The organism is Ruegeria sp. AP12 (assembly GCF_056540025.1).
Map to the genome: position 1 here is coordinate 183,063 of NZ_JBQFVZ010000001.1, position 25,964 is coordinate 209,026.

The window sequence follows — 25,964 nt, forward strand, 5'->3', positions numbered from 1 at the left end:
CACCGGTCAGGTGATCCAATTGCAAAAGCCGCCCCTTGGGGCGGCTTTTTCTCGATTAGGGCGCTTTTCGTTTTATCTAGATTTCTTCATCAGAATGCGCGTTCGACCGAAGGGAGAGGCAGCGCATTCTGATTCAAAACAAACGAAAAGCGCTTCAAGGGCGCAAGATTGCGCCCGATACAATTGCGTGGTTGCAATCCGGCCCGCGCCGCCCTTAACAAGACGCCGGTTCCTGCAATGAGGTTTGCCCCCGCCATGCGCCGCTTTTTGTTTCTGCTGATCTTCGGCCTTGCCGGTCTCGCCGTGCTGGTGTCGCTGGGCGTGTGGCAGGTGCAAAGGCTGGCATGGAAACAGGGCGTGCTGGCGGAGATCGACAGCCGCATTTCAGCCGACCCTGTGGCGCTGCCGCAGCAGATCTCCGAGGGTGTTGACAAATATCTGCCGGTCGTCGTCGAGGGCGACATGGAACCGGGTGAAATCCACGTTCTGGTCTCGGTCAAGCAGGTCGGGGCAGGGTACCGCATCATCCAGTCCTTCAGCACGCAGGGCCGGACCATTCTGGTAGATCGCGGATTTGTGCCGACCACGGCGAAACAGACCGACCGCCTGACCGGGCCTATGCAGATCACCGGCAATCTGCACTGGCCAGATGAGATCGACAGTTACACGCCCGAGCCCGATATCGATGCCAACATCTGGTTTGCCCGCGACGTGCCCAATCTGGCCGCCGCTTTGGGGGCAGAGCCTGTCTTGATGATCGCCCGGTCGCAAACCGACCCCGGCATCACGCCCTTGCCCGTCAGCACGACGGGCATTCCGAACGATCATCTGCAATATGCAATCACTTGGTTTGGTCTGGCTCTGGTCTGGGCCGCGATGACCGGGTACTTCCTGTGGCGCAGCCGTGCCAATTCTGAAAGTGACGCGACATGAAATATATCTCGACCCGTGGGCAGGCGCCCGAACTGAGTTTTGAAGAGGCGATGCTGACCGGGCTGGCCCGTGATGGCGGCCTGTACCTGCCCGCCGAAATCCCGGTGATGAGCCACGACGACATCGCCGCTTTGGCCGGTCTGCCCTATGAGGAAATCGCGTTTCGGGTGATGTGGCCCTATGTCAGCGGCTCATTTGCCGAAGGTGAGTTCAAGGACATCATCGCCCGCGCCTATGAAGGCTTCGGCCACGATGCCCGCGCGCCGCTGAAGCAGTTGAACGAGAACCACTTCCTGCTGGAGTTGTTCCACGGGCCGACGCTGGCCTTCAAGGATTTCGCCATGCAGCTGATCGGTCAGCTATTCCAGGTGGCGCTTAAACGGCGCAATGATCGCGTGACCATCGTGGGCGCGACCAGCGGCGACACCGGCTCGGCCGCGATTGAGGCGTTCCGGGGGCTGGACGCGGTGGACGTGTTCATCCTGTTCCCGCATGGCCGCGTGTCCGAGGTACAGCGCCGTCAGATGACGACACCCGCCGACAGCAATGTTCATGCACTGGCCGTTGATGGCGATTTTGACGATTGTCAGGCCGCCGTGAAAGATATGTTCAACGATTTCGACTTCCGCGACGGGGTCAAACTGGCCGGTGTGAACTCGATCAACTTTGCGCGCGTGCTGGCGCAGGTGGTGTATTATTTCTCGGCGGCCACCAGCCTTGGCGCACCGCATCGCAAGGTCAGCTTTACCGTGCCCACCGGAAATTTCGGTGACATCTTTGCCGGTTACATCGCCAAACGCATGGGCCTGCCCATCGACCGTCTGGTGGTGGCGACGAACCAGAACGACATCCTGCATCGCTGCCTCTCGGGCGAGGGGTATTTCAAGGGCGATACCATCCCTTCGATCAGCCCGTCGATGGATATTCAGGTCAGCTCGAACTTTGAGCGCGCGCTGTATTACGCTTATGGCGAGGATGGCAGCGCCGTGGCGCAGTTGATGGATGAACTCAAGTCCGGTGGCTTCAACGTCAGTCAGGGCGCGATGGAGGCGCTGCGCGAGAATTTCGACTCGGGAAGGGTGTCCGAGGAGGAAACGCTGGCGACGATCAAATCCACGCTGGGTCGCAGCGCCGAGCTGGTCTGCCCGCACACCGCCGTTGGCATCAAGGTCGCCGAGGATCACCGCGCGGCGGACGTTCCGATGATCACGCTGGCCACCGCGCACCCGGCGAAATTCCCGGCGGCGGTCGAGACGGCGAGCGGCGAACATCCGCCTCTTCCATCCCGCATGTCTGATCTGTATGAACGTCCGGAACGGGTGACGCGGATTGCCAATGATCTGGGCGCCCTTGAGGATCATATCAGAAGGCATATTGCTGAGTGACAGTCAGACAGGACCAGCTGAAGAACGGTTTTCGTATCGTCAGTGAACATATGCCGGGGCTGCAATCGGCGGCCATCGGCATCTGGGTGACCGCCGGCGGGCGGCATGAACGGATCGAACAGAACGGCATCGCCCATTTCCTTGAGCATATGGCGTTCAAGGGTACGGAACGGCGGTCCGCGCTGCAAATCGCTGAGGCGATCGAGGATGTGGGCGGCTATATCAACGCCTATACCTCGCGCGAGGTCACGGCCTATTACGCGCGTGTGCTGAAAGACGATGTGGCGCTGGCGATGGATGTGATCGGCGACATTGTTCTGAACCCGGTTTTCGACCCGCGCGAGATTGAGGTTGAGCGTGGTGTGATCCTGCAGGAGATCGGTCAGGCTTATGACACGCCCGACGACGTGATCTTTGACTGGTTGCAGGAGCAGAGCTATCACGATCAGCCCTTGGGGCGAACCATACTGGGACCAACCGAACGGGTCAGCGCGTTCTCGCGTGAGGATCTGTCGGGGTTCGTGGCGGAACATTACGGGCCCGAGCAGATGATCCTGTCCGCAGCGGGTGCCGTGGATCACGATGCGCTGATGAAAATGGCCGAAGAAATGTTTGGTCATCTGCAACCGCGCAAGGGTCTGATCCCCGAAGCGGCCCGTTTCACCGGCGGTGAGGCTCGGCAGGAGAAAGAGCTGGAGCAGGCCCATTTCGCGCTGGCTCTGGAAAGTCCGGGCTACAGTGACGATGCGATCTATACGGCGCAGATTTACTCGACTGCCTTGGGCGGCGGCATGTCCTCACGCTTGTTTCAGGAGGTGCGTGAGACGCGCGGGCTGTGCTATACGATCTTTGCCCAGACCGGGGCCTATGCCGATACCGGAACGACCACGATCTATGCCGGAACCTCGGCCGATCAGGTGGGCGAACTGGCGACGATCACAATTGATGAGATGAAGCGCGCGGCCGAGGACATGAGCCCCGAAGAGGTCGCCCGCGCCCGCGCCCAGATGAAGGCGGGGATGCTGATGGGGCTGGAAAGCCCATCGAACCGCGCGGAACGTCTGGCGCGTCTGGTGCAGATCTGGGGAAGGGTGCCCTCGCTTGAGGATACGGTCGCCAAGATCGACGCGGTCAGCACCGAGGATGTATGTGCCTTTGCCGAGAAGATGGCGGTGCAGGCCCCGGCGGCGCTGGCGCTGTATGGCCCCGTTTCGGGCGCGCCGTTGCTGGCGGAATTGCAGGAGAGGCGTGCGGCGTGATGCTGTTGGGCAGACGCAAGCTGAAACTCGAAACCGAGCGCCTGAGCCTGCGCCCGCCCGTCCATTCCGACTTCAACAACTGGACCGCGCTGCGCCGATCCTCGAAAGACTACCTGACCCCGTGGGAGCCGATCTGGGCCAAGGACCATCTGAGCCGGAAATCTTTTACCAATCGCGTCTACTGGGCGCAGCGCTCGGTCGCCAGCGGCACCGCCATTCCGCTGTTTCTGTTCCGGCGTGAAGATGACGTGCTGTTGGGTGCAATCACACTGGACAATATTCGTCGCGGCCCGGCACAAGCGGGCACGCTGGGGTATTGGACTGGGCAGGCATTCGCGCGCCGTGGTTACATGCGCGAGGCCATTGGGGCGGTTGTTCACCACGCTTTCACGCGTTTGGATCTGAGCCGGATCGAGGCGGCCTGTCTGCCGGAAAACGCGGCCTCTCGGGGGTTGTTGGAAAGCTCGGGGTTCAAATACGAGGGCGTGGCGCAGTCCTATTTGCAGATCAATGGGCGGTGGCGGACGCATGTTCTGTACGCGAGCCTTCGATCGGATCGGCGCGGCAAGACGGACGCGGGGTAAGGGGGCTCTGCCCCCGTCGCGGCAGGCCGCGACTCCCCCGGGATATTTTTGGCCAGATGAACAAGGGGCATGTCACACAAAAGTTGGCACCTGATTTGTGCCGCTCGGATATGCACAACTAAAGCGCATGACTTGGGGGCGTTCTGCGCTACACTCTGGGTATGCGCTGGTTGGTTGCGGCATTGATGGTGATTTCGGGCGAGGCTGCAGCGCAAGAGCGGCGGCCGAGCCATTGCATCGCCATTGCGGATGCAGCTCCGGGGATCGCGTATATCCACAAGGCGGCCTGGCAGGATCCTGTGCCTGAGTTTTCGGTCCGGATCAGTTATGTCGCCCATGCGTCGTTTCTGATCCAGACTCGTGGCGGGTTGAACGCAGTGACGGATTTCACCGGGTTCATTGGTGGTGCCGACCTGATCCCGGACATCGTGACCATGAACCACGCCCACAGCACCCATTGGACGGCTCACCCGGACCCCGCGATCCCGCATGTTCTGCCGGGATGGGGCGAGTTCGGTCAGGGCATCGATCACTACCTCGATCTGGGTGAGATGCTGGTGCGCAATGTCTCGACCGACATCCGCTCGGTCTATGGCGGGGTGGAGGAACAGGGCAACTCGATCTTTGTCTTCGAGGTTGAGGGCTTGTGCATCGGTCATCTGGGGCATCTGCACCACGTGCCCTCGGATGAGCAATTCGCGGCGCTGGGGCGGTTGGACGTGGTCATGGCGGCGGTGGATGGGGGTACGACAATGCCATTGCCCGACATGATTTCGGTGCTGAGGCGGCTGAAAAGTTCGGTCATCATCCCGATGCACTGGTTTTCCAGTTTCTCGCTGGATCGGTTTCTGGTCGATATCCGTGATGAGTTCCCTGTTGTGCGTGAAGGCACGTCCGAAATCACCGTTTCTTTGCGCACGTTGCCTGACCGGCCGACCGTTGTGGTGCTTGAGCCGGAATATCTGATTGATCTGGAATAAGGCTTGTGGGTGCCGTGCACCTTGGGCAATGAAGAGCAATGACCCTGAACCCCGCTGATGACCATCTTGCAGACCTGATCCGCTCAACCGTGGGGATCGATGTGCTTCGCCCGATTTCAGAGCGATATCTGGAAGAACCGCGTGGTCGGTTTTCCGGGCAGGCGGGTCTGTTGGCTTTGCCGCATTCGGTAGAAGAGGTTTCCGCCCTTGTCCGGCTTGCGTCCGAGCAGGCGGTGCCCGTTCTGCCCTATGGCGGCGGTACAGGTCTGGTCGGGGGGCAGGTGATGCCTGACGGGCCGACCCCGTTGGTGATCTCATTGGAACGCATGACCGCGATACGTGAGGTCTATCCCACCGAGAATGTCATGATCGCCGAAGCGGGCGCTGTGCTGGCCGATGTGCAGGCCGCGGCCGAGGCGGCGGGCCGGTTGTTTCCTCTGGCATTGGCGGCGCAGGGGTCATGCCGGATTGGCGGCAACCTTGCGACCAATGCGGGTGGGGTCAATGTGCTGCGCTATGGCAACGCCCGCGATTTGTGTCTTGGGCTTGAAGCCGTGCTGCCAAGCGGTGAGATCTGGCATGGTCTCAGCCGGTTGCGGAAGGACAACACGGGCTATGATCTGCGCAATCTGCTGATCGGGTCCGAAGGCACGTTGGGGATCATCACGGCGGCGTCGCTAAAGCTGTTCCCGCGCCCTGCGGCGACCGGGACCGCGATTTTTCAGGTAGCTTCACCCGAGGCCGCGATCGACCTGCTTGGCGTGGCGCGCGATCAGGTGGGTGAGACGGTAAGTACGTTTGAGTTGATCCACAGGCAGGGGCTGGACTTCTTGACCGAGGTGTTGCCGGATGTGCGCCAGCCGTTTGACACGCCGCCGGACTGGTCCGTCCTGATCGAGCTGGGCCTGCCTGCCGGGCAAGACCCATACGATGCTTTGGAGGCGCTGTTCAGCGCTGCAAGCGCAAGGGGTTTGGTCAATGACGGGGTGATCGCGCAAAGCGAGGCGCAGCGTCAGGAGCTTTGGGCGGTGCGGGAAAACATCCCCGAAGCAAATCGCTTGATCGGTTCGGTCTCGAGCCACGACATCTCAGTGCCGATTTCGGCAATCCCCGAGTTCATTCAGCATGGGGCTGAGATTATCGGGGCGCTGGGGCCGTTCCGGATCAACTGCTTTGGTCATCTGGGCGACGGCAACCTGCATTACAACGTATTTCCGCCCAAGGGGCAGAGCCGGGCAGATTTTGCCGAAGACCGCATGCTGGTCAAACAGGCGGTGCACGATCTCGTGCATGCGTTCGAAGGATCTGTCAGCGCGGAACATGGGATAGGTCGGCTTAAGACAGAGGATCTCGAGCATTTCTCTGACCCGACGAAACTGTCTGCCATGCGGGCGATCAAGGCGGCTTTGGACCCCAAGGGCATCATGAACCCGGGCGCTGTTCTAAAAATGTGATCACGGCCCAGCCGGGGCCGGGCCGTGAAGAACAGTGCTTAGGACGCAGGCAGGATCACCTTGTCGATGACGTGGATCACGCCGTTGCTTGTCTCGATATCGGCCTGAACAACGTTGGCGTCATTGACCATCACGCCCGAGTCCAGATCGATGGTGATGTCACCACCCTGAACGGTCGCTGCGGTCATGTCGTCGGACAGATCGCTCGACATCACTTTGCCCGGCACGACGTGGTAGGTCAGGACCGCCACAAGCTGATCTTTGTTTTCCGGCTTCAGCAGGTCCGCAACCGTGCCTTCGGGCAGCGCTGCAAAGGCTTCATCGGTTGGGGCAAAAACGGTGAACGGGCCCTCACCCTTCAGCGTATCCACCAGCTCGGCAGCCTGAACAGCTGCAACAAGGGTTTCAAAGCTTCCGGCGACGACGGCGGTGTCGACAATGTCTTTGCCGTGGCCATCGGCCATGGCCGAGGTGCTCAGAAGGATCGAAGCAACACTGACGGCGGCGAATTTGCGAAACATATCGTAGTCTCCCTGGTTTGGGATGCTCTCAGCAGCATCAACCGGGATACGCCGGGCGCATGGAACAGATCACATGAAACGCGCAAAGAATTGGCTTGAAAACCGGCGAAGCCGGGCTAAGCCCGAGCCTTTTCAGATTTCCACTCAAAAATATGTGATTTTGTTTGGGTCAAAGACCGTCGAATTCGCAAAGGATGTGCACATCCATGCCCATCTCTTCCAGAACCTTGCGGCCGCCCAGCTCGGGCAGGTCGATGATAAAGGCGCAAGAGACGATTTCGCCCCCCAGACGTTCGATCAGCTTGATCCCGGCCGCCGCAGTGCCGCCTGTCGCCAGCAGGTCGTCGACCACCAGGATTTTCTCGCCGGGCAGGATGGCGTCATCGTGGATCTCGACAATCGCCTCGCCGTATTCCAATTTGTAATCCTGACTGATGGTGGTGCCCGGCAGTTTGCCCTTTTTGCGGATCGGCACAAAACCGACGCTAAGCTGGTGCGCGATGGCGCCGCCCAGAATGAACCCGCGCGCTTCCAGCCCCACAACCTTGTCGATCCGTTCACCCGCGTAGGGGTGCAGCATCTGATCGATGGCCATGCGAAAACCGCGGGGATCGGCAAACAGGGTCGTCACATCGCGGAACATGATCCCTTCATGGGGGAAATCGACGATAGTCCGGATGTAATCTTTGACCGTCTTGTTTCTGGACATGAGGCAACCCTTTGGCGTCAAAACACGCCGGGCTGTTTGGCCCATCGGGGTCAGTCATGCAAGAAAAGAATACCGCCTGCGCCTATTTGCGGCGGTCTGGTGACGCCTTGGGCAACCCGTAATAACGGTACAGCGCTGCGGGCAACCACGACAGGTGCGGTTTGCGCCAGTTGCGCTGATCTCGCAAAAGAAATGCCTGAGCAGTATGAAGGTTCATTGCCATAATCCTATTTTTGTTGTTATGTGCCCGATATCTACAACCTCTATGCCATGTATATACATTGCATCGCAAAGAGATTCAAGGTTCAGACGGGAAAAAGACGCGTGGCAAAGAAAGACGGTAAGGGTTCCACCAAGAAAAACAGTCAGTTGGTCTTGCGTCTGGACAAAGATGAGCGCGATGCTTTTGTCGAATTGTGCAAAGAGCTCGACACCTCGGCAGCGCGCGAAATCCGCCGCTTTATTCGCGGTTTCATGAAGGAAAACGCCGAGGAATAGGTCAAGCAGGGCGGCGCAGTACCGCAGTCGCGATGCCCATTCCGATCAGTGCGATCCCCCCGGCGCGTGTCAGTGCGGTGATCACCCCCGCGCGTCCGATCATCACCCGCAACCGGTCGGCCAGCAGCGCATAGGCCAGCGCATTCAGCGCGGCAAGTCCGACGAATGTGGCGATCAGGATAACGAATTGCGGACCCAGAGGCTCGGCGGGGCGCAGGAACTGGGGCACAAAGGCAATGAAGAACGCAATGGATTTGGGGTTCAGCGCGGTCACTGCGGCAGCGTGACCAAAGACGCCTCGGGCGGTTACATCGCGCCCGGTCTCTACCGGGGTCAATCCGCCAGACGGGGCGCTGCGCAGCAGCTTTAGCCCTAACCAGACCAGATAGACCGCTCCAACCCATTTCAGGACAGTGAATAACGTTGCCGAGGCCAGAACCAGCGCGCCCAGCCCCAAAAGCGAGGCCGTCATTGCAATCAGATCACCCAGCGCAACCCCGGTGGCCGAGGCCACGGCGACGCTGCGCCCTTTCGACAGCGCGTAGCTGAGGACCAACAACACTGTTGGTCCAGGGATCAGCAGCAGCGCAGTTGATGCGGCGACAAAGGCCAGCCAGAGTTCGAAAGACATGGTTCACCCGGATTTGTGCAACCCGCAGCAAGCCCATTTGGCGCGCTGGGGTCAAGAGTTTTGCTGTGAGCGCCACAACATTAACCCTAGATTAAGCTTGGCGTATGTTTCTTGAATCTGGCAAACCGGCCCCCAGACTAAGGGCATCACTGCATTCGGCGGAGTCATCGATGAACCAAACTCAAAAAGTAGGGCAGGGCACCGCGCCAAGCGATGCGCCCGGTACGCGTCGCGTGATCCGGTTGTTTGTCACCTTGTTTGCTTTGGTCGCCGTTCTGTATCTGGCCGCTGTCGGATACATGTACGTAAATCAACGCAACTTGCTGTTCAAACCGATGGGGGATTTGCCAGAACCCGGCGCAATCGGGTTGGCGGATGTGGACGTCATCTCAATCCCCATGTCGGATGGAACCGAACTGACCGCATGGTCCGCACCGCCAGCCAGCGAAGATGCGCCAACCGTGTTGTTCTTCCACGGTCAGGGCGGCAATCTGGGCGACCGGGCTGCGCGCCTTCGGGAAATCCTCAACAGCGGCTACGGGCTGCTTGCGCCCAGCTATCGCGGCTATCCCGGCAGTGCAGGTGAGCCGTCCGAGGTGGCGTTCGTGTCGGATGGGCTGGAACTGTTCGACTGGCTGAACGATCAGGACAAACCCGTCGTTTTGCATGGCCAAAGCCTGGGCACGGGAGTTGCGGCTGCCGTTGCGGCGCAGCGTCCAGCGGCCGAGTTGCTCGTGCTTGAAGCCCCATTTACCGCAACCGTTGACGTGGCGGGTGAGCGTTACCCGTGGCTTCCGGTCAAAGCGTTGATGAAGGACCATTTCGCCACCCGTGACATCATCGCGGATATCGAGGTCCCAACGCTGATCTTCCACGGCTCGGCGGATACGGTCGTTCCTTCCCATCACGGACAGGCTTTGGCGTCACTGGCCGAGGATACGGCCAGCCTGTATCTGATCATCGGTGGAACACATGATGATTTGTGGTCACATGGGCTGTGGCAGGTGGTTCAGGACACGCTGCCCCAGCCCTGAGCGCATCAAAGCACTCGCCCGGCCACCGCGTCCAGCTTGGACAGCATGACCAGATCGCGCTTTTCCGGGGCCGTAAGGATCGCATATTCCAATGCCCGGTCACATCCGTGCGGGCAGGGCACGCGCACGGCCCCCAACAAGGATGGCAAACCTTTGACCAACGCCTGTCCCTTTTCGGCATTGCCGGTCAGGGTTGCGATGATGGCGGTGACATCAACCTCGCCATGGTCCGGGTGCCAGCTGTCATAATCTGTCACCATTGCGATGGAGGCATAGCAAAGCTCGGCCTCACGGGCGAGTTTCGCCTCGGGCATATTGGTCATTCCGATGACATCACAGCCCCATTGCTCGCGGTACATTTTGGATTCGGCCAGAGATGAGAATTGTGGCCCCTCCATCGCCAGATAGGTTCCGCCGCGATGGATGTTGATACCTGCAGCCTTACCGGCGGTCTCACACGCATCGCTCAGCCGCGGGCAAGTGGGGTGGGCAACGCTGACATGCGCAACGCATCCGGTGCCAAAGAAGCTTTTCTCGCGTGCAAACGTCCGGTCGATGAACTGATCGACGATCACAAAATCGCCCGGAGCCATATGCTCGCGAAACGATCCACAGGCCGAGACCGAGATCACATCCGTCACGCCCAAGCGTTTCAGCGCATCGATATTGGCGCGATAGGGCACTTCGGTGGGCGAATGCACATGCCCGCGCCCGTGGCGGGGTAGAAAGGCCATCTCGACCCCATCCAGCGATCCGGTCAGGATCTGATCGGACGGTGCGCCCCATGGCGTTTCGACCGTGACCCATTGCGCGTTTTGCAGGCCATCGATGTCATAAATACCCGATCCTCCGATCACGGCGATTTTTGTTTGGGTCACGTTCGGCCTCCGCACTGAATTTCTGATACCCGAGTTCTGCGACCCGGCGATCAAATTGGCAAGTGCAGTCAACTGTTTGTGTCTTGTGCACGTGTCCTAAGGGTGAAGTTATGCAAGAAATGCATAGCGGGTTCCCGTTAATGTGGTATCTCAGCCCGGGCTTAACCGGTAGAAGGCCCCCTTCGCGCGAACATAACGACCCACAGGACCGTCTCATGCCCCGAGCCATGCTGGCAAGCTTTGCCAACCGTATAGCCAAACCCGATCTGCGTTGGGTTCCGGACGAGGGGCTGACCGTCTCGCGCCTGCGGATCGAGCTGTTGTCGGGTCTGACGGTGGCACTGGCGCTGGTGCCCGAAGCGGTGGCGTTTGCCTTTGTTGCGGGTGTGCACCCGCTGGTCGGCCTGTACGCGGCGTTCTTGGTCGGTCTGATCACGGCTCTGATCGGTGGTCGCCCGGGCATGATTTCGGGCGCAACGGGTGCCTTGGCCGTTGTGATGGTGGCACTGGTGGCGCAACACGGGGTGGAATACCTGTTCGCGACTGTGGTTCTGATGGGTATTTTGCAGGTCATCGCCGGTGCCATGCATTGGGGCCGGTTCATTCGCCTTGTGCCGCACCCGGTGATGCTGGGCTTTGTGAACGGTCTGGCCATCGTGATCTTTCTGGCGCAGATGGGCCAGTTCAAAGTGCCCGGTTCCATGGAAAACACCGGCCATGGGATGAGCGGGGGCGAGTGGCTCTCGGGCGCGCAGCTGTATACCATGCTGGGCCTTGTGGCGCTGACCATGGCGGTGATCTGGGTGATGCCTCGGATCACGCGCATCATTCCTGCGCCACTGGCCGGTATTCTGGTGGTTGCGGCGCTGGTGATCGGCTTTGGCCTGGACGTGCCGCGCGTCGGCGATCTGGCCTCGATCGAAGGCGGGCTGCCCGCGTTCCACATCCCGATGGTGCCTTTGAACTGGGAAACACTTGAAATCATCCTGCCCTATGCCGTCATTCTGGCTGCCATCGGCCTGATCGAATCCCTGCTGACGCTGAACCTTGTGGGTGAAATCACCGGCAAACGAGGCGGAGCTTCGCAGGAATGTATCGCTCAGGGCGCATCGAACATTGTCACCGGTTTCTTTGGCGGCATGGGTGGTTGCGCGATGATCGGTCAGTCGATGATCAACGTGAAATCCGGTGGCCGAACCCGGATCGCGGGCATCGCGGCCGCCCTGTTCCTGCTGATCTTCATCGTGTTTGCCTCGAAGCTGATCGAGCAAATCCCGCTGGCCGCACTAGTGGGCGTGATGTTCATGGTGGTAATCGGCACCTTCGCCTGGAACTCGTTCAAGATCATGCGCAAGGTCCCTGCCATGGACGCCTTTGTGATCGTTCTGGTGACTGTCGTGACCGTGATGGAAGACCTTGCGGTTGCCGTTGTGGTCGGTGTGATCGTCTCGGCGCTTGCTTATGCCTGGAACAATGCCAAGCGTATCCATGCGGTCACGCGCGACTCCGAAACCGAAAAAGGCGCAAAGGTCTACGAAATCCAGGGCCCGCTGTTTTTTGGGTCCTCAGACGGTTTTGTTGAGTTGTTTGATGTGCCCAACGATCCCGACACGGTGATCGTGGACTTCGCCGAAAGCCGGGTGGTGGATCAGTCCGCGCTGCAGGCCATCGAGAACATTGCCGGTAAATATGAGGCCGCAGGCAAGCGCGTGATGCTGCGCCATCTTAGCCATGACTGCCACAAACTGCTGAACAAGGCGGGCCATCTGATGGTGGACAGTGACGATGACCCGGATTACGGCCTCGCCGTCGACTACTCTGTCCGCACCGGCATTCTGGGTGGTCACTGAGGCTTTGTGCGAGGCTCTGCCTCGCGCTCCGGGATATTTAGGGCCAGATGAATGAAGGATCCCTTGCTTCATCTGGCTGAAAATATCCCGGGGGAGGCGCGCGCAGCGCGGCGGGGGCAGAGCCCCCCAACCCCGTCAATCGTCGGGGCGGTTCAGTGAGAATAACTCGTTGACTACGGAATAATCCCGATACCCAAGCCGTGCCAGCGGTTTGAACGAGGTCACGTCGAATTTCCCGTCGCGGATGTGGTCGTCGTCGAGGTGGACGCCTGTGACCTCGCCGAATACGACCCTGTTGGCTTCACCCGGCAGGGTGACGATCTTGGTCAGTTTGCATTCCAGCGCTGCCGGCGCGCCTGCGACCCGGGCGCATGGGATGGTTTCGCACTCGACAGGTGTCAAACCGGCATGTGCAAACTCGTCGGTCTCTTTTGACAAACCCGCTGAACTTGCGTTCATTGCGTCCTGATGGGCATGGGCGACGACGTTTACGCAAAAAACCTGTGTGGCTTCGATATTCGCAATGCTGTCTTTGCCGCCGTTCTGATCATGCTTGGTGCCGGTGGTTGCAAACATCACCTGTGGCGGCGTGTAGGCGACCCCGTTGAAGAACGAATAAGGGGCCAGATTGTTGATCCCATCCGCATCGCGGGATGAGATCCAGCCGATCGGGCGGGGCGTGATGATGGCATTGAACGGGTTATGCGGCAGGCCGTGGCCGTCTTCGGGGCGATAGAACATCTGATCTCCAAGCGTTTGCCCAAGGCGTAGCGAAGTGCTAGGGCGATTGCCAGCTAGGAAAAGAGGGCAGGCGTGCAGCAATTCGGGATCAGGCCGGAAGAGCCGGACGATTGGTGGGAGGTCGAGGCCCTCTATGACCTGTGCTTTGCGCCGGGGCGCGAGGCGCTGTCGTCCTATCGTCTGCGCGACGATGTCCCTCCGGTCTCGGGCCTGTCTTTGGTGGCTCGGGACGGGCAGGGCATTCTGGCGGGCGCTATTCGGTTCTGGCCGGTCCATGTGGGCGCGGATGACGCTTTGTTGTTGGGGCCGGTTGCGGTGCATCCCACGCATCAGGGTGAAGGGTTGGGCGGATACCTGATCCATGCCGGGATCGACGCCGGGCGGACCAAGGGTTGGAAACGGGTCATGCTGGTGGGCGACGCGCCCTATTACGCAAGGTTTGGCTTTGCCCGGTTGAGTGGAGTGGAAATGCCCCCTCCGACAAACCCGGATCGTGTTTTGGGAGTGGAATTGGACTCTCAAGCGTGGGCAGGTGTGCGCGGCCCCGTTACACGCTGGATGCGCTGAGCTATTGAAACCGCGCCCGTCAGCCCCGATGTTTCCAAGACAGGAGGGCACAGATGCAGGACGTGGTTCTTGTCGAAAACGTAGATGCCGAGGCCGTGCTGGACCGGCTGGCGGAGCATTACAAATCTGCTGGCGGGGCCGGGGTAAAACTGCTGAACGCGCTGGGCGGGTCGGCGGAGTCTCTGCTTGATCAATTGCCCGAACCGGTGCGTCATGGCCTGACCGGAGCGACGGAACGGGCGCTGTGGTTGGCGATTCATGCGGCTCAGGGTTCTCGTCGCGCAATTCCGGATCAGAAACCCTGGGTCAATACCGCTGTGACAACCGCAATGGGGGCGGCGGGCGGAATGGGCGGTCTGTCCACCGCCTTGATGGAACTGCCTGCAACGACAGCGATGCTACTGCGCTCAATTCAAGGGGCGGCGGCGCGGGAAGGCTTTGATCCGGCTGAGGAAAGCGTCAAGTTCGATTGCGTTCGGGTTCTGTCGGCGGCTGGACCGCTGTCCTACGATGACGGGGCAGATCTTGGGTTCTTTTCCGTTCGTTTGACACTGACGGGCCCGGCGATGCAGCGCTTGATTGCTGCTGTGGCACCTCGGCTGTCGATTGTCTTGGGGCAAAAGCTGGCGGCGCAGTCTGTACCGGTGCTGGGCGCCTTGGCCGGAGGCGGCACCAATTACGTCTATACACGCTACTACCAGCAGATCGCCCATGTGCATTTCGGCCTGCGCCGATTGGCCATTGACGCCGATATTCCACATGTCGAACTGGTGCGGAAACTGTCGGCCAGAATGTAGGCCAATCCGCCTGTTCCTTGGCTTGAGCCTCATTATGTGGTATCCAGACAGGTAAGGGCCGCAAAATAGGATAAAAACCGGCGGTCTGGCAGACAGGCATGACCCTCATGGCGAAAGGGATTGGCGGCGATGAATGCCCGGCTTTCATCCGATCTGTTGCACGGCGCTGGAAATCTTCCGGTTTTGCCGCAAGTTGCCGCCTTGTGCTATCGGATTGAAAAGGGGCGGCCCGAAGTTCTTTTGATAACGACGCGTCAGACCCGTCGGTGGATCATTCCAAAAGGGTGGCTGATGCCTGGGCTGTCAGCGGCCGAGGCTGCCGCACAGGAAGCCTGGGAAGAGGCAGGCGTGATCGGGCGGTGCAGCCCACAGCAGCTGGGGCATTTTCCCTTTGTCAAACTGCGCGCCAAGAAGGGGCCGGCACTTTGCATGGTGGATGTCTTTCCGCTTTTTGTAAAATCCGTTGCCCAGAAGTTTCCTGAGAAAGGGCAGCGCAGGCGAGAGTGGTTCTCGCCCAAAAAAGCGGCCGCAAAGGTTGCGTCACCTGAACTTGCCGCGATTTTGCGCGACTTTAAGCCTCGGCTGCATTGAAGGGCGGCCAGAGGGGCTTGATATTGCCTTGTCGGTCGGTATCTATTCGGCAATCGATTTTTGGACGGACCATGATTCAATACGCATTGAAATGCCGTGAAGGCCACACTTTCGAAAGTTGGTTTCAGTCAGCGGAAGCGTATGACAAGCTTGCGGCGACGGGGCTTGTGACATGTGCCGTTTGTGGCAGCGCGCAGGTGGAAAAGGCGATCATGACGCCGCGGGTTCGTCCCGCACGCAACGCCGCGAAACAGCCAGAGGCTTCGACGCCGGCGCAGAACGATGTCAGCGTGGCAACTCCCGCGCCCGATGTCCAAAAGGTGCTGGCCGAGTTGCGGCGCAAGGTCGAGGAAAACTCGGATTATGTCGGCAAGGATTTTGCCAGCGAGGCGCGTAAAATCCATCTTGGCGAAGCGCCGGATCGGGCGATCTATGGTGAGGCCAAACCGGATGAGGCGAAAGCCCTGATCGAAGATGGTGTACCAGTTGCGCCGCTTCCCTTTGTTCCCAGCAGAAAGACCAACTGAGACATGCATATCCTGATTACCGGGGCCAATCGCGGTATCGGAAAAGCGCTGGCAGATCAGTATCGTAACGACGGCCATCAGGTGACGGGGACAGCGCGGGACGACAGTGCCGAAATGCGTCTGGACGTGTCTGACCCCGCGCACCACAGCGCCATGGCGGATCATCTGCAGGGACAACCAGTGGATCTGCTGATCTGCAATGCAGGGGTCTATCTGGACAAGGGGCAGGGCATTGATGGCTACCCGGCCGAGATGTGGGCGCAGAGTTTTGCGACAAATGTGACCGGTGTGTTTCTGACCGTTCAGGCGCTGTTGCCGAACCTGCGCGCGGCGCGGGGTCGGATTGCGATCATTTCATCTCAGATGGCGTCACACACACGTGCGCCGGGCGGTAGCTATATCTACCGGTCTTCCAAAGCCGCTGTGCTGAACCTGGGCCGGAACCTGGCCACCGATCTGCGCTCGGACGGTATTGCGGTTGGAATTTATCACCCCGGCTGGGTCAAGACGGATATGGGCGGATCGGCCGCAGACATCCATTTGGATCAGGCCGTATCCGGCCTGATTGACCGTTTCGACAGCTTGTCGCTGGATACCTCGGGGTGTTTTGAAACCTATGACGGGCAGGCGCACGCCTACTGAGTGTTCAGGGCCGCCTTGGGCAGTTCATAAACCTCTCCGGGTTCGATGAAGATCACCAGCAAATCGCCGCGGGTCTCATAGGTGAGTTTCGAGGTCGAACTGCTGGAATCGGGAATGCCATCGGTGAAATAGATGTTGCGCACCTCGCCATTGCCCAGACCAACGGCAAGTGTTGCGCTGCCATCGTCGCGCCGGCGCAGTTCGGCATTGCAGGTTTTCAGTGGATCTCCCGCGTTTGCGGCGCATGGGATTGTGCCCAATGCGTTCTGACCATCGGTTCCAGCCAGGCTTGTAACCTGAGCCGTGGCGGCAGAGGACAAAAGGGCGAAGGCAGCGGCAAGACGGAGCATGAATAACCTCTTGGAATGATTGCGATGCGCAGGCTGACACCGCGCCTGCCCATTGTAAAGCGGCCCTGCGTCGCAGGCAAAGCCTGTTTGCGCCCTTGCCCTTGTTCCCCCCCTCGCATATGAGGCACGGAACCATAAGTCCAAGGCGCGGAGACACCTGCCCCCATGCCCGTACTCGTAATGAAATTCGGTGGCACTTCGGTTGCCAACCTTGACCGCATCCGCCGCGCTGCAAAGCGCGTGGGCGTCGAAGTGGCCAAGGGATACGACGTGATCGTCATCGTCTCGGCCATGTCCGGCAAGACCAATGAGCTTGTGGGTTGGGTCAACGAAACCTCGCCCCTGTTTGACGCGCGCGAATATGATGCCGTGGTGTCCTCGGGCGAGAATGTGACCGCCGGTCTTATGGCGTTGACCCTGCAGGAAATGGACATTCCGGCGCGCAGTTGGCAGGGCTGGCAGGTGCCGCTGCTGACCAACGGGGCGCATTCCGCCGCCCGGATCGAGGAAATTCCGACCGATAACCTGAACCAGAAGTTTGGTGAGGGCATGAAGGTTGCCGTTGTGGCCGGGTTCCAGGGCATCAGCCCGGAAGGCCGTATCACAACGCTGGGTCGCGGTGGATCGGACACGACCGCTGTGGCCTTCGCCGCCGCGTTTGATGCCGAGCGCTGCGATATTTACACGGATGTGGACGGCGTCTACACGACCGACCCGCGCATCTGCGAAAAGGCGCGCAAGCTGGACCGGATTTCGTTCGAGGAGATGCTGGAACTTGCCTCGCTGGGCGCAAAGGTTCTGCAAACCCGCTCGGTCGAGCTGGCGATGCGCTATAAGGTGAAATTACGCGTTCTCTCAAGCTTTGAGGAACAATCCGACGAGGCCGGTACACTGGTCTGCGACGAGGAGGATATCATGGAATCCAATGTTGTGGCCGGTGTGGCCTATTCCCGCGACGAAGCCAAGATGACCGTTGTATCGGTGGCCGACCGCCCCGGTATTGCCTCGATCATCTTCACCGCGCTCAGCGATGAGGGGGTGAATGTGGACATGATCGTGCAGAACATCTCGGACGAGGGGCGCACAGACATGACCTTCTCGTGCCCGACCGATCAGGTGGCACGCGCCGAAAAGGCGCTGCTGGCGATCAAGGAAAAGGGCGAGCTGAACTATGCCGAACTGGTTGCGGATAACGATGTCTGCAAGGTCTCGGTTGTGGGAATCGGTATGCGCTCTCAGTCCGGTGTGGCGGCCAAGATGTTCAAGGTGCTCTCGGATGAGGGGATCAACATCAAGGTCATTACAACCTCTGAGATTAAAATTTCCGTGCTGGTCGACAGGAAATACATGGAACTTGCGGTTCAGGCACTGCATGATGCCTTTGAACTGGACAAGGCGGCCTAAGCTGATCGGCCAAAGGTTTCGCCTGACACGCTAATTTGGGTGGGCCATGGCGGACGGCACCGAAACAGAATCCCGCAAGCTGCTGGGGCGGCTGCGCGAAGAAATGGCGAGCGAGGCCGCCGGTCAGGAACGTCTTGACCGGATCACGCAACTGATTGCGGACAGCATTCAGCGCGAGGTGTGCTCGATCTACCTGTTCCGGGACGAAGAAACCCTTGAGCTTTGCGCAACCGAAGGTCTGTCGCCCGAGGCGGTTCACAAGACCCGTATGCGGCTGGGCGAAGGTCTGGTGGGGCGCGTCGCCAAATCCGGCAAAGTGGTGAATACGGCCGATGCGCCGTCGGCCAAGGGCTTCCGTTTCATGCCCGAAACCGGCGAGGAGCGGTATTCCTCGTTTGTGGGTGTCCCGGTGCAGCGGCTTGGTCAGAAGCTGGGCGTGCTGGTTGTGCAATCCCGCGAGGCGCGCGAGTTTTCATCCGACGAAGTATATGCGCTGGAAGTTGTCGCCATGGTACTGGCCGAAATGGCCGAGCTTGGCGCCTTTGTCGGCGAGGGCGCGGCCCTGTCGCCGTTGCACCAGCAATCTGTTCTGCTGCGGGGCGGACCAGCGCAGGAAGGGGCGGCGGAAGGCCATGTCTGGCTGCACGAACCCCGCGTGGTGGTCACCAACCCGATTGCCGACGATCCGCATCGCGAGCGTGAGCGTCTGGTCGAAGCGGTCGAAGAACTGCGTGTTGGCGTCGACAAAATGCTCGAGATTTCTCAGGGCGGCGACTCGGATCAGTTGAAGGTGCTGGAAGCCTATCGGATGTTTGCGAACTCCAAAGGCTGGATGCGCCGGATGGAAGAGGACATCGCCCTGGGCCTCAGCGCCGAGGCGGCGGTGGAAAAGGAACAATCGCAGGCCCGTGCCCGTATGGGTCAGGTGACCGACCCGTATCTGCGGGAACGGCTGGCCGATCTGGATGACCTCAGCAACCGGTTGCTGCGCATTCTGACAGGACAGGGCAAAACCGACAGTTCCGACCTGCCGCCCGATCCGATTCTGGTGGCGCGCAACATCGGCCCCGGTGATCTGTTGGAATATGGTCGCTCGCTGAAAGGTATCGTGCTGGAAGAAGGATCTGTCGGCAGTCACGCGACCATTGTGGCGCGGGCCTTGGCGATTCCGTTGGTCGTGCATGTGGGTCGGATCACGACCGAGGCTTTGAACGGCGATCACGTCCTTGTCGATGGCGATCAGGGCGTGGTGCACCTGCGCCCCGAGGACACTGTGGTCAGCGCCTTCCGCGACAAGATCGCGATGCAGGCCAAGGCGCAGGAACGCTATGCCTCGATCCGGGAAACGCCGACTGTCACGCAAGATGGCGCGCGGATAAATCTGGTCATGAACGCGGGGCTGATGGCGGACCTTCCGTCGCTGGACAATTCGGGCGCAGAAGGCGTGGGGCTGTTTCGGACCGAGTTGCAGTTTCTGGTCCGCAACCAGATGCCCAAACGGTCGGAATTGGTCACACAATACAAGCGCGTGCTGGATGCGGCGGGTGACAAGCGTGTGGTGTTCCGCACGCTCGACATCGGCTCGGACAAGGTTCTGCCTTACATGAAGCACGTGGCCGAGCCGAACCCGGCGCTAGGCTGGCGCGCGATCCGCGTTGGGCTGGACAAGCGCGGCGTGATGCGGATGCAGTTGCAGGCGTTGATCCGGGCTGCAAACGGGCGGCCGCTGACGATCATGTTCCCCTTCGTCGCGCAGGCCGATGAATTCCGCGAAGCCCGGTGGGAGGTCAACAAGACCATCGAGCGGGAAAAGCGTCTGGGTCACGTGCTGCCCGAAACGCTGGAAGTGGGCGCGATGCTGGAAACGCCCTCGCTGGGGTTCGCGCCGCAGAAATTCTTTGACGAGGTCGATTTCATCTCGATCGGTGGCAATGACCTGAAGCAGTTTTTCTTTGCTGCCGACCGCGAAAACGAACTGGTCCGCCGCCGCTATGACACGCTGAATGTCAGCTTCCTCAGCTTTATCGAGCGTATCGTCGAACGCTGCGATATCTCGGACACCCCGCTCAGCTTCTGTGGTGAGGATGCCGGGCGTCCGGTCGAGGCGCTGTGTCTTGCGGCCATGGGGATTCGGACCTTGTCGATGCGTCCGGCTTCGATCGGGCCGGTCAAAACCCTTCTTCTGCGCTCGAACCTGCAGGATGTGCGCAAGATCATCGCGGATGCGCGCCACAGGGGTGAGCAATCCGTAAGGCCATCGGTGATGGAGTGGCTGCGCAACCAGCCATAGGTGGAAAACCTGTCGCATTCCGCAAATCCAAGCTTGATTTTTCTGCGCGGCCTTTCTATTGACGCCTTAAATGTTAGCGATAACAGTTTCGCGTTTTGGGCGCTTCGTGCCGAAAGAGCCGGTCGTGCTAAGCTGACGACAGAGAATTCGAAAGGAACCTTGCCATGGTGTCTCGCGTAATTCCGGTGGATCCGTTCGACCTGGTGCTGTTTGGTGCGACAGGCGACCTGGCGCAGCGGAAGATCATTCCGGGCCTCTATCATCGGTTCCAGGTGGGCCAGATGCCGGAAGACGCCAGGATCATCGGCACAGCGCGGTCAGATATGGACAGCGCCGCGTTCCGGGATCAGGTGCGCAAATCGATGGATGAATTCGCGCCCGGCTTTGACAAGGCCACGCTGGACCGCTTTCTTGAGCGGGTCGAATATGTCCCCGTGGACGCCCTTGGCGCGGCGGGCTGGGATGATCTCAAGTCCGTTTTGCGCGAGGATGTGGTCCGCGCGTTCTATTTGTCGGTGGGGCCAAGCCTGTTCTCGGGAATCGCAAAGCGCCTTCAGGATCAGGGTCTTGCGACACCCGACAGCCGCATCGTCGTGGAAAAGCCATTTGGGCATGACCTGGCCTCGGCCAAGGCGCTGAACGAAGGTCTGCGCGCCTGTTTCGAGGAACATCAGATTTACCGCATCGACCATTATCTGGGTAAGGAAACGGTGCAGAACCTGATGGCGCTGCGCTTTGCCAATTCGCTGTTCGAACCGCTCTGGAATTCGACCCATATCGATCACGTTCAGATCACCGTGGCCGAAACTGTGGGGGTCGAAGGGCGCGGCGCGTATTACGACCAGTCCGGCGCCATGCGGGACATGATCCAGAACCACCTTGTGCAGCTTTTGTGCCTGACCGCGATGGAACCCCCCTCGAAGTTTTCGCCAAACTCGGTGCGCGACGAAAAGGTCAAGGTGATCGAGGCGTTGGAGCCGGTTGATGCCAAAGACATCGCGCGCGGCCAGTACCGTGCGGATAAGGGCGAAGGCGGATATGTCGATCACGTCGGCGATCCGGCCAGCCGCACCGAAAGCTTCATTGCGCTCAAGGTCCATCTGGGCAACTGGCGCTGGGCCGGGGTGCCGTTCTACCTGCGCACGGGCAAACGGCTGCGGGCGCGCGAATCCGAGATTGCGGTGTTCTTCCGCGACCCGCCCCATACGATTTTCCCCAATGTCGGCCCCTTGCGCGGCAATGTGCTGGTGATCCGCCTGCAACCGGATGAAGGCATCACCCTGCGTACCACGATCAAAGACCCGGGTCCGGGCGGCTTCCGCCTGTCCGACGTCTCGCTGGATATGAGCTTTGCCGACGCGCTGGGCGACGATGCCAGCGCCCCGGACGCCTATGAGCGCTTGATTATGGACGTGATCCGCGGCGACCAGACCCTGTTCATGCGCGGGGATGAGGCCGAGGCCGCCTGGGCCTGGGTCGATCCTATCATTCAGGGGTGGGAACAACGCGGCGACCGCCCGTCACGCTATGATCAGGGCAGTTCGGGGCCGGAAGAAGCACTGATGCTGATGCATCGCGATGGACGCCGCTGGCGTCAGATCGGAGGTTAGGAATGGTTCACACCGTCATCAAGGACGTCACCCAGCGGATCATCGACCGCAGCGCCGACCTGCGTGGCCCGCATCTGGAACGGATGGAACAGGCCAAATCCAAGGGCCCCGCGCGGGGGCATCTGTCCTGCAGCGGTCAGGCCCACGCCTATGCCGGCGCGGGCGATGATCAGCAGGCCATGGCCACCGGGACAGCCGGAAATTTGGGCATCGTCACCGCCTATAACGACATGCTGTCCGCCCACCAACCGTTCGAGCGCTACCCCGAGCTGATCCGTCAGGCCATTCGCGCCGCAGGCGGAACCGCTCAGGTCGCAGGCGGTGTGCCCGCCATGTGCGATGGCGTCACCCAAGGCGAGGCGGGGATGGAACTGTCCCTGTTCTCGCGCGACGTGATCGCTTTGGCGACCGGAGTGTCGCTCAGCCACAACACCTATGATGCTGCCGTGTTCCTTGGCGTCTGTGACAAGATCGTCCCCGGCCTTGTGATCGGCGCACAGGCGTTTGGTCATTTGCCCGCGGTGTTCCTGCCTGCCGGTCCGATGACCAGTGGCTTGCCGAATGACGAAAAGGCCAAGGTGCGCCAGAAATTCGCCGCCGGAGAGGTTGGTCGCGAAGAACTCATGGCCGCTGAAATGGCCGCCTATCACGGCCCCGGCACCTGCACCTTCTACGGCACTGCCAATACCAACCAGATGCTGATGGAGTTCATGGGCCTGCACCTGCCGGGCTCCAGCTTCATCAACCCCAACACGCCGCTGCGCGATGCCCTGACTGAGGAAGGCGCGCGCCGTGCGCTGTCGCTTAGCGCTTTGGGCAATCACTACACACCGGTCTGCCAGATCCTGGATGAACGCGCCTTTGTGAACGGGATCGTGGGTCTTATGGCTACCGGTGGGTCCACGAACCTGCTGATCCACCTGATCGCTATGGCCCGCGCGGGTGGTATCGTGCTGGACTGGCAGGATTTCTCGGACGTTTCTGCCGTGGTCCCCTTGGTTGCGCGGGTTTACCCCAACGGTCTGGCCGACGTGAACCACTTCCACGCCGCCGGAGGGTTGGGCTACACCATCGGCACCTTGCTCGAGGATGGCCTGCTGCATCCCGACACACTGACAGTCGCTGGGCAGGGCCTGCACAACTACACCAAAGAACCCAAGCTGATCGGCGGAGAATTGACGTGGCAAGACGGCACGGGCCACAGCCTGAACGAAAAGATCGTCCGTTCAGCCAAGGACCCGTTCCAACCCACCGGAGGCCTGTCGCGCCTGACCGGTAATCTGGGCACCGGGGTCATGAAAGTGTCCGCCGTCGCGCCTGAACATCAGGTGGTCGAAGCCCCGGTCCGCGTGTTCCACGATCAGGACGAAGTCAAAGCCGCCTTCAAAGCCGGTGAGTTTACCGATGACGTCATTGTTGTCGTCCGTTTTCAGGGACCAAAAGCCAACGGGATGCCCGAGCTGCACTCTCTGACCCCGATTCTGTCGATCCTTCAAGGACGCGGGCAGAAGGTCGCGCTGGTCACAGATGGCCGCATGTCCGGCGCGTCCGGCAAGGTTCCGGCGGCAATCCATGTCTCGCCCGAGGCGCTGGATGGCGGCGCAATCGCATATCTGCAGGATGGCGATCTGGTGCGGGTCGATGCGGTGAAAGGTGAGCTGGAAATCCTCACAGATGGCGTTCTGGACCGGGTGCCTGCGAAGGCCGATCTCTCGGCCAATCAATTTGGTGTCGGGCGCGATCTGTTCGGCACATTTCGCGCCAATGTCGGGTCCGCCGACACCGGCGCCAGCATTTTCGGAGTGTAAGCCATGTCCAAAACCCAACGCACGCGCGAGATTTGCGCCCTGGCCCCGATTGTTCCGGTTCTGGTCGTGGACGATGCTGCCACAGCGCGCCCGCTGGCCGAAGCACTTGTCGCTGGCGGCCTTCCGGCGCTTGAGGTCACATTGCGCACTCCGGCGGCTTTGGACGCAATCCGGGCCATGGCCGACGTGCCGGGCGGTGTCGTTGGGGCCGGAACGCTGGTCACGCCCGACGATGTCCGCGCCGCGAAAGAAGCGGGCGCGCAATTCGGTGTTTCACCCGGCGCGACCGACGCTTTGATTGCTGCCTGTGAGGCAGAAGGCCTGCCCCTGCTGCCCGGCGCGGCCACTGCCAGTGAGGCGATGGCGCTGCTGGAACAGGGCTATGACATGCTGAAATTCTTCCCTGCCGAAGCCTCGGGCGGCGCGCCCGCATTGAAAGCGATCGGAGCACCTCTGCCCCAGATCAAATTCTGCCCCACAGGCGGAGTTTCCCCGGCAAATGCGCGCGATTACCTCTCCCTGTCCAACGTGGTCTGCGCCGGTGGCAGCTGGGTCGCGCCGAAACAGATGGTGCAGGATGGCGACTGGGCAGGCATTGAAACTCTTGCGCGCGAGGCGTCCCGCCTGACGGATTGACGCCGCCCAAAGCAACGCTAGGGTAAGGATCAATTCATACAGGTTGATCCCATGACAAACCAAATCTCCCTTGCGCAGGGGCGCGGGTATCTGGCGATTCCGGGTCCGTCCGTCATACCCGACGCGGTTCTGCAGGCGATGCACCGACCGTCGCCCAATATCTACGAAGGCGCGCTGATCGAGATGATGCCCGCGTTGACCCGCGACCTGCGTCGCGTGGCCCGCACGGATCACAATGTCGCCATCTACATCTCCAACGGCCACGGCACGTGGGAGGCGGCGCTGTCCAACGTGATCGCACCGGGTGAAACGGTGCTGGCCCCGGCTTCGGGCCGGTTCACCCATGGCTGGGCCGAGATGGCCGATGGGATCGGCGCCAAGGTCCAACTGCTGGATTTCGGCACCGCGTCGCCGTGGGATTTCGACCAGATATCCGAGGCCCTGCGCGCGGATACCGCCCACCAGATCAAAGCGGTGCTTGCCGTGCATGTCGATACCTCAAGTTCGGTCCGCAACGATATTCCAACCCTTCGCGCGCTGCTGGACAATCTGGATCATCCGGCGCTTCTGATGGCCGATTGCATCGCCTCGCTGGGCTGCGACCGGTTCGAGATGGATGCCTGGGGCGTCGATGTCATGGTGACCGCCTGCCAAAAGGGGCTGATGACCCCGGCAGGCGTTGGTTTTGTCTTCTTCAACGACAAGGCACAGGCGAAACGTGCAACCATGCCCCGCGTCTCGCAATACTGGGACTGGGTGCCGCGCGCCAATCCCGATCTGTTCTACCAGTATTTCAACGGTACCGCGCCCACCCACCACTTATATGGTTTGCGCGCCGCGCTGGACATGATCCATGCGGAAGGGATCGAGCATGTCTGGGCCCGCCACGAACGTCTGGCACAAGCCGTTTGGGCCGCCTGCGAGATCTGGTCCCAGGGCGATGCCCTGCACATCAACATCGCCGACCGCCAGCACCGCAGCCACGCGGTGACCGCGCTACGCCTGACCGATGGACGCGGAACATCACTTCGCAGATACACCGAGACCCAATTGGGCCTGACACTGGGGATCGGGCTTGGAATGGCGGATGAAGACGGCTGTTTCCGCCTTGGCCATATGGGCCATGTAAACGGGCAGATGATCATGGGGATGCTGGGTGGCGTCGAATCCGGCCTTGCTGCGCTGAACATTCCCCGCGGCTCAGGCGCGCTCGATGCTGCAGCTGCCGTTCTTGCGGGGTAACCCCTCAACAGGATCCGCTGCTTCATCTGGCCAAAAATATCTT

General features: G+C 60.6%; 27 protein-coding genes. 20 read left to right on the top strand and 7 right to left on the bottom strand.

Annotated features, from left to right (window positions below; all coding sequences use genetic code 11):
* Positions 1 to 255 precede the first annotated feature (255 nt).
* From ACR0E6_RS00890 to ACR0E6_RS00915, 6 genes are all read left to right on the top strand, one after another.
* Positions 256 to 933: an SURF1 family protein gene (locus tag ACR0E6_RS00890; protein WP_480582182.1), complete on the top strand. Its 678-nt coding sequence runs from the start codon at positions 256 to 258 to the stop codon at positions 931 to 933.
* On the top strand, positions 930 to 2,318 hold the full coding sequence (thrC, locus tag ACR0E6_RS00895) for a threonine synthase (protein WP_480580268.1): 1,389 nt from the start codon (positions 930 to 932) through the stop codon (positions 2,316 to 2,318). Before ACR0E6_RS00890 ends, thrC begins: the two co-directional genes overlap by 4 nt.
* Complete coding sequence (locus tag ACR0E6_RS00900; RefSeq protein WP_480580272.1) at positions 2,315 to 3,577, top strand: M16 family metallopeptidase; 1,263 nt, start codon at positions 2,315 to 2,317, stop codon at positions 3,575 to 3,577. The genes thrC and ACR0E6_RS00900 overlap by 4 nt, the downstream gene beginning before the upstream one ends.
* The gene (locus tag ACR0E6_RS00905) at positions 3,577 to 4,161 is read left to right on the top strand and encodes a GNAT family N-acetyltransferase (RefSeq protein WP_170454219.1); all 585 of its coding nucleotides are present in this window, start codon (positions 3,577 to 3,579) and stop codon (positions 4,159 to 4,161) included. Before ACR0E6_RS00900 ends, ACR0E6_RS00905 begins: the two co-directional genes overlap by 1 nt.
* 161 nt (positions 4,162 to 4,322) lie before the next feature.
* Positions 4,323 to 5,141 carry an MBL fold metallo-hydrolase gene (locus ACR0E6_RS00910; RefSeq protein WP_480580276.1) on the top strand — a complete coding sequence of 273 codons (819 nt, stop codon included), beginning with the start codon at positions 4,323 to 4,325 and terminating at the stop codon, positions 5,139 to 5,141.
* A 38-nt stretch (positions 5,142 to 5,179) separates the two neighbouring features.
* A complete protein-coding gene (locus ACR0E6_RS00915) occupies positions 5,180 to 6,595 on the top strand; it encodes an FAD-binding oxidoreductase (RefSeq protein ID WP_480580279.1) in 1,416 nt (471 codons plus the stop codon).
* A 38-nt stretch (positions 6,596 to 6,633) separates the two neighbouring features.
* On the opposite strand, the gene ACR0E6_RS00920 is transcribed toward ACR0E6_RS00915, so the two are convergent.
* The 3 genes from ACR0E6_RS00920 to ACR0E6_RS00930 form a co-directional block, all read right to left on the bottom strand.
* Positions 6,634 to 7,116, bottom strand: coding sequence for a fasciclin domain-containing protein (locus ACR0E6_RS00920; protein ID WP_480580282.1), 483 nt, complete (start codon positions 7,114 to 7,116; stop codon positions 6,634 to 6,636).
* Between the two features lie 169 nt (positions 7,117 to 7,285).
* Positions 7,286 to 7,825 carry an adenine phosphoribosyltransferase gene (locus ACR0E6_RS00925; protein WP_480580285.1) on the bottom strand — a complete coding sequence of 180 codons (540 nt, stop codon included), beginning with the start codon at positions 7,823 to 7,825 and terminating at the stop codon, positions 7,286 to 7,288.
* An 82-nt stretch (positions 7,826 to 7,907) separates the two neighbouring features.
* Positions 7,908 to 8,042, bottom strand: coding sequence for a hypothetical protein (locus ACR0E6_RS00930; protein WP_480580288.1), 135 nt, complete (start codon positions 8,040 to 8,042; stop codon positions 7,908 to 7,910).
* Positions 8,043 to 8,149: 107 nt separating this feature from the next.
* Here ACR0E6_RS00930 and ACR0E6_RS00935 point away from each other — a divergent pair, with 107 nt between their 5' ends.
* Positions 8,150 to 8,323: a hypothetical protein gene (locus tag ACR0E6_RS00935; protein ID WP_170520607.1), complete on the top strand. Its 174-nt coding sequence runs from the start codon at positions 8,150 to 8,152 to the stop codon at positions 8,321 to 8,323.
* Between the two features lies 1 nt (position 8,324).
* Here the strand turns inward: ACR0E6_RS00935 and ACR0E6_RS00940 are convergent, their stop codons facing one another.
* Positions 8,325 to 8,954: a LysE family translocator gene (locus ACR0E6_RS00940; protein WP_170454209.1), complete on the bottom strand. Its 630-nt coding sequence runs from the start codon at positions 8,952 to 8,954 to the stop codon at positions 8,325 to 8,327.
* A gap of 170 nt (positions 8,955 to 9,124) precedes the next feature.
* Between ACR0E6_RS00940 and ACR0E6_RS00945 the strand changes: the two genes are divergently transcribed.
* Entirely contained in the window at positions 9,125 to 9,988 is an 864-nt protein-coding gene (locus tag ACR0E6_RS00945) for an alpha/beta hydrolase (protein WP_480580293.1), read from the top strand.
* 5 nt (positions 9,989 to 9,993) lie between these two features.
* On the opposite strand, the gene ACR0E6_RS00950 is transcribed toward ACR0E6_RS00945, so the two are convergent.
* Entirely contained in the window at positions 9,994 to 10,866 is an 873-nt protein-coding gene (locus ACR0E6_RS00950; protein WP_480580297.1) for an S-methyl-5'-thioadenosine phosphorylase, read from the bottom strand.
* Between the two features lie 215 nt (positions 10,867 to 11,081).
* Between ACR0E6_RS00950 and ACR0E6_RS00955 the strand changes: the two genes are divergently transcribed.
* Complete coding sequence (locus ACR0E6_RS00955; protein ID WP_170454204.1) at positions 11,082 to 12,716, top strand: SulP family inorganic anion transporter; 1,635 nt, start codon at positions 11,082 to 11,084, stop codon at positions 12,714 to 12,716.
* Between the two features lie 135 nt (positions 12,717 to 12,851).
* On the opposite strand, the gene ACR0E6_RS00960 is transcribed toward ACR0E6_RS00955, so the two are convergent.
* Positions 12,852 to 13,457 (bottom strand): flavin reductase family protein, encoded by a 606-nt coding sequence (locus ACR0E6_RS00960; protein WP_170623717.1) that lies wholly within the window; start codon positions 13,455 to 13,457, stop codon positions 12,852 to 12,854.
* 72 nt (positions 13,458 to 13,529) lie between these two features.
* On the opposite strand from ACR0E6_RS00960, the gene ACR0E6_RS00965 reads away from it, so the two are divergent.
* The 5 genes from ACR0E6_RS00965 to ACR0E6_RS00985 all read left to right on the top strand — a co-directional run bounded on the left by ACR0E6_RS00965 (position 13,530) and on the right by ACR0E6_RS00985 (position 16,581).
* Positions 13,530 to 14,024 carry a GNAT family N-acetyltransferase gene (locus tag ACR0E6_RS00965; RefSeq protein WP_170736922.1) on the top strand — a complete coding sequence of 165 codons (495 nt, stop codon included), beginning with the start codon at positions 13,530 to 13,532 and terminating at the stop codon, positions 14,022 to 14,024.
* 53 nt (positions 14,025 to 14,077) lie between these two features.
* The gene (locus ACR0E6_RS00970) at positions 14,078 to 14,821 is read left to right on the top strand and encodes an EcsC family protein (protein ID WP_480580301.1); all 744 of its coding nucleotides are present in this window, start codon (positions 14,078 to 14,080) and stop codon (positions 14,819 to 14,821) included.
* 129 nt (positions 14,822 to 14,950) lie between these two features.
* Positions 14,951 to 15,412, top strand: coding sequence for an NUDIX hydrolase (locus tag ACR0E6_RS00975; RefSeq protein WP_170623711.1), 462 nt, complete (start codon positions 14,951 to 14,953; stop codon positions 15,410 to 15,412).
* A gap of 71 nt (positions 15,413 to 15,483) precedes the next feature.
* On the top strand, positions 15,484 to 15,939 hold the full coding sequence (locus ACR0E6_RS00980; RefSeq protein ID WP_480580304.1) for a DUF1178 family protein: 456 nt from the start codon (positions 15,484 to 15,486) through the stop codon (positions 15,937 to 15,939).
* A gap of 3 nt (positions 15,940 to 15,942) precedes the next feature.
* Positions 15,943 to 16,581 (top strand): SDR family NAD(P)-dependent oxidoreductase, encoded by a 639-nt coding sequence (locus ACR0E6_RS00985; RefSeq protein WP_480580307.1) that lies wholly within the window; start codon positions 15,943 to 15,945, stop codon positions 16,579 to 16,581.
* On the opposite strand, the gene ACR0E6_RS00990 is transcribed toward ACR0E6_RS00985, so the two are convergent.
* Positions 16,575 to 16,931, bottom strand: a complete 357-nt coding sequence (locus ACR0E6_RS00990; RefSeq protein ID WP_170454191.1) for a hypothetical protein — start codon at positions 16,929 to 16,931, stop codon at positions 16,575 to 16,577. The two genes, ACR0E6_RS00985 and ACR0E6_RS00990, sit on opposite strands and share 7 nt — an antisense overlap.
* A gap of 165 nt (positions 16,932 to 17,096) precedes the next feature.
* On the opposite strand from ACR0E6_RS00990, the gene ACR0E6_RS00995 reads away from it, so the two are divergent.
* From ACR0E6_RS00995 to ACR0E6_RS01020, 6 genes are all read left to right on the top strand, one after another.
* The gene (locus ACR0E6_RS00995) at positions 17,097 to 18,335 is read left to right on the top strand and encodes an aspartate kinase (RefSeq protein ID WP_170454189.1); all 1,239 of its coding nucleotides are present in this window, start codon (positions 17,097 to 17,099) and stop codon (positions 18,333 to 18,335) included.
* Positions 18,336 to 18,381: 46 nt separating this feature from the next.
* Positions 18,382 to 20,625 (top strand): phosphoenolpyruvate--protein phosphotransferase, encoded by a 2,244-nt coding sequence (gene ptsP, locus ACR0E6_RS01000; RefSeq protein WP_170454187.1) that lies wholly within the window; start codon positions 18,382 to 18,384, stop codon positions 20,623 to 20,625.
* Positions 20,626 to 20,789: 164 nt separating this feature from the next.
* Positions 20,790 to 22,235, top strand: coding sequence for a glucose-6-phosphate dehydrogenase (gene zwf / locus ACR0E6_RS01005; protein ID WP_170632942.1), 1,446 nt, complete (start codon positions 20,790 to 20,792; stop codon positions 22,233 to 22,235).
* Between the two features lie 2 nt (positions 22,236 to 22,237).
* The gene (gene edd / locus ACR0E6_RS01010) at positions 22,238 to 24,043 is read left to right on the top strand and encodes a phosphogluconate dehydratase (RefSeq protein ID WP_480580311.1); all 1,806 of its coding nucleotides are present in this window, start codon (positions 22,238 to 22,240) and stop codon (positions 24,041 to 24,043) included.
* A gap of 3 nt (positions 24,044 to 24,046) precedes the next feature.
* Positions 24,047 to 24,679: a bifunctional 4-hydroxy-2-oxoglutarate aldolase/2-dehydro-3-deoxy-phosphogluconate aldolase gene (locus ACR0E6_RS01015; RefSeq protein ID WP_170632946.1), complete on the top strand. Its 633-nt coding sequence runs from the start codon at positions 24,047 to 24,049 to the stop codon at positions 24,677 to 24,679.
* A gap of 51 nt (positions 24,680 to 24,730) precedes the next feature.
* A complete protein-coding gene (locus ACR0E6_RS01020; protein ID WP_170454180.1) occupies positions 24,731 to 25,921 on the top strand; it encodes an aminotransferase class V-fold PLP-dependent enzyme in 1,191 nt (396 codons plus the stop codon).
* The last annotated feature ends 43 nt before the right edge of the window (positions 25,922 to 25,964 follow it).

Bases quoted from the DNA above. Each gene is read 5' to 3' on its own strand.
- ACR0E6_RS00990 (WP_170454191.1), bottom strand. From the start codon at position 16,931: ATGCTCCGTCTTGCCGCTGCCTTCGCCCTTTTGTCCTCTGCCGCCACG.
- edd (WP_480580311.1), top strand. From the start codon at position 22,238: ATGGTTCACACCGTCATCAAGGACGTCACCCAGCGGATCATCGACCGC.
- thrC (WP_480580268.1), top strand. From the start codon at position 930: ATGAAATATATCTCGACCCGTGGGCAGGCGCCCGAACTGAGTTTTGAA.
- ACR0E6_RS00975 (WP_170623711.1), top strand. From the start codon at position 14,951: ATGAATGCCCGGCTTTCATCCGATCTGTTGCACGGCGCTGGAAATCTT.
- ACR0E6_RS01015 (WP_170632946.1), top strand. From the start codon at position 24,047: ATGTCCAAAACCCAACGCACGCGCGAGATTTGCGCCCTGGCCCCGATT.
- ACR0E6_RS00930 (WP_480580288.1), bottom strand. From the start codon at position 8,042: ATGAACCTTCATACTGCTCAGGCATTTCTTTTGCGAGATCAGCGCAAC.
- ACR0E6_RS00955 (WP_170454204.1), top strand. From the start codon at position 11,082: ATGCCCCGAGCCATGCTGGCAAGCTTTGCCAACCGTATAGCCAAACCC.
- ACR0E6_RS00910 (WP_480580276.1), top strand. From the start codon at position 4,323: ATGCGCTGGTTGGTTGCGGCATTGATGGTGATTTCGGGCGAGGCTGCA.
- ACR0E6_RS00960 (WP_170623717.1), bottom strand. From the start codon at position 13,457: ATGTTCTATCGCCCCGAAGACGGCCACGGCCTGCCGCATAACCCGTTC.
- ACR0E6_RS00905 (WP_170454219.1), top strand. From the start codon at position 3,577: ATGCTGTTGGGCAGACGCAAGCTGAAACTCGAAACCGAGCGCCTGAGC.
- zwf (WP_170632942.1), top strand. From the start codon at position 20,790: ATGGTGTCTCGCGTAATTCCGGTGGATCCGTTCGACCTGGTGCTGTTT.
- ACR0E6_RS00920 (WP_480580282.1), bottom strand. From the start codon at position 7,116: ATGTTTCGCAAATTCGCCGCCGTCAGTGTTGCTTCGATCCTTCTGAGC.
- ACR0E6_RS00915 (WP_480580279.1), top strand. From the start codon at position 5,180: ATGACCCTGAACCCCGCTGATGACCATCTTGCAGACCTGATCCGCTCA.
- ACR0E6_RS00940 (WP_170454209.1), bottom strand. From the start codon at position 8,954: ATGTCTTTCGAACTCTGGCTGGCCTTTGTCGCCGCATCAACTGCGCTG.
- ACR0E6_RS00925 (WP_480580285.1), bottom strand. From the start codon at position 7,825: ATGTCCAGAAACAAGACGGTCAAAGATTACATCCGGACTATCGTCGAT.
- ACR0E6_RS00980 (WP_480580304.1), top strand. From the start codon at position 15,484: ATGATTCAATACGCATTGAAATGCCGTGAAGGCCACACTTTCGAAAGT.
- ACR0E6_RS00945 (WP_480580293.1), top strand. From the start codon at position 9,125: ATGAACCAAACTCAAAAAGTAGGGCAGGGCACCGCGCCAAGCGATGCG.
- ACR0E6_RS00995 (WP_170454189.1), top strand. From the start codon at position 17,097: ATGCCCGTACTCGTAATGAAATTCGGTGGCACTTCGGTTGCCAACCTT.
- ACR0E6_RS00970 (WP_480580301.1), top strand. From the start codon at position 14,078: ATGCAGGACGTGGTTCTTGTCGAAAACGTAGATGCCGAGGCCGTGCTG.
- ACR0E6_RS00890 (WP_480582182.1), top strand. From the start codon at position 256: ATGCGCCGCTTTTTGTTTCTGCTGATCTTCGGCCTTGCCGGTCTCGCC.
- ACR0E6_RS01020 (WP_170454180.1), top strand. From the start codon at position 24,731: ATGACAAACCAAATCTCCCTTGCGCAGGGGCGCGGGTATCTGGCGATT.
- ptsP (WP_170454187.1), top strand. From the start codon at position 18,382: ATGGCGGACGGCACCGAAACAGAATCCCGCAAGCTGCTGGGGCGGCTG.
- ACR0E6_RS00985 (WP_480580307.1), top strand. From the start codon at position 15,943: ATGCATATCCTGATTACCGGGGCCAATCGCGGTATCGGAAAAGCGCTG.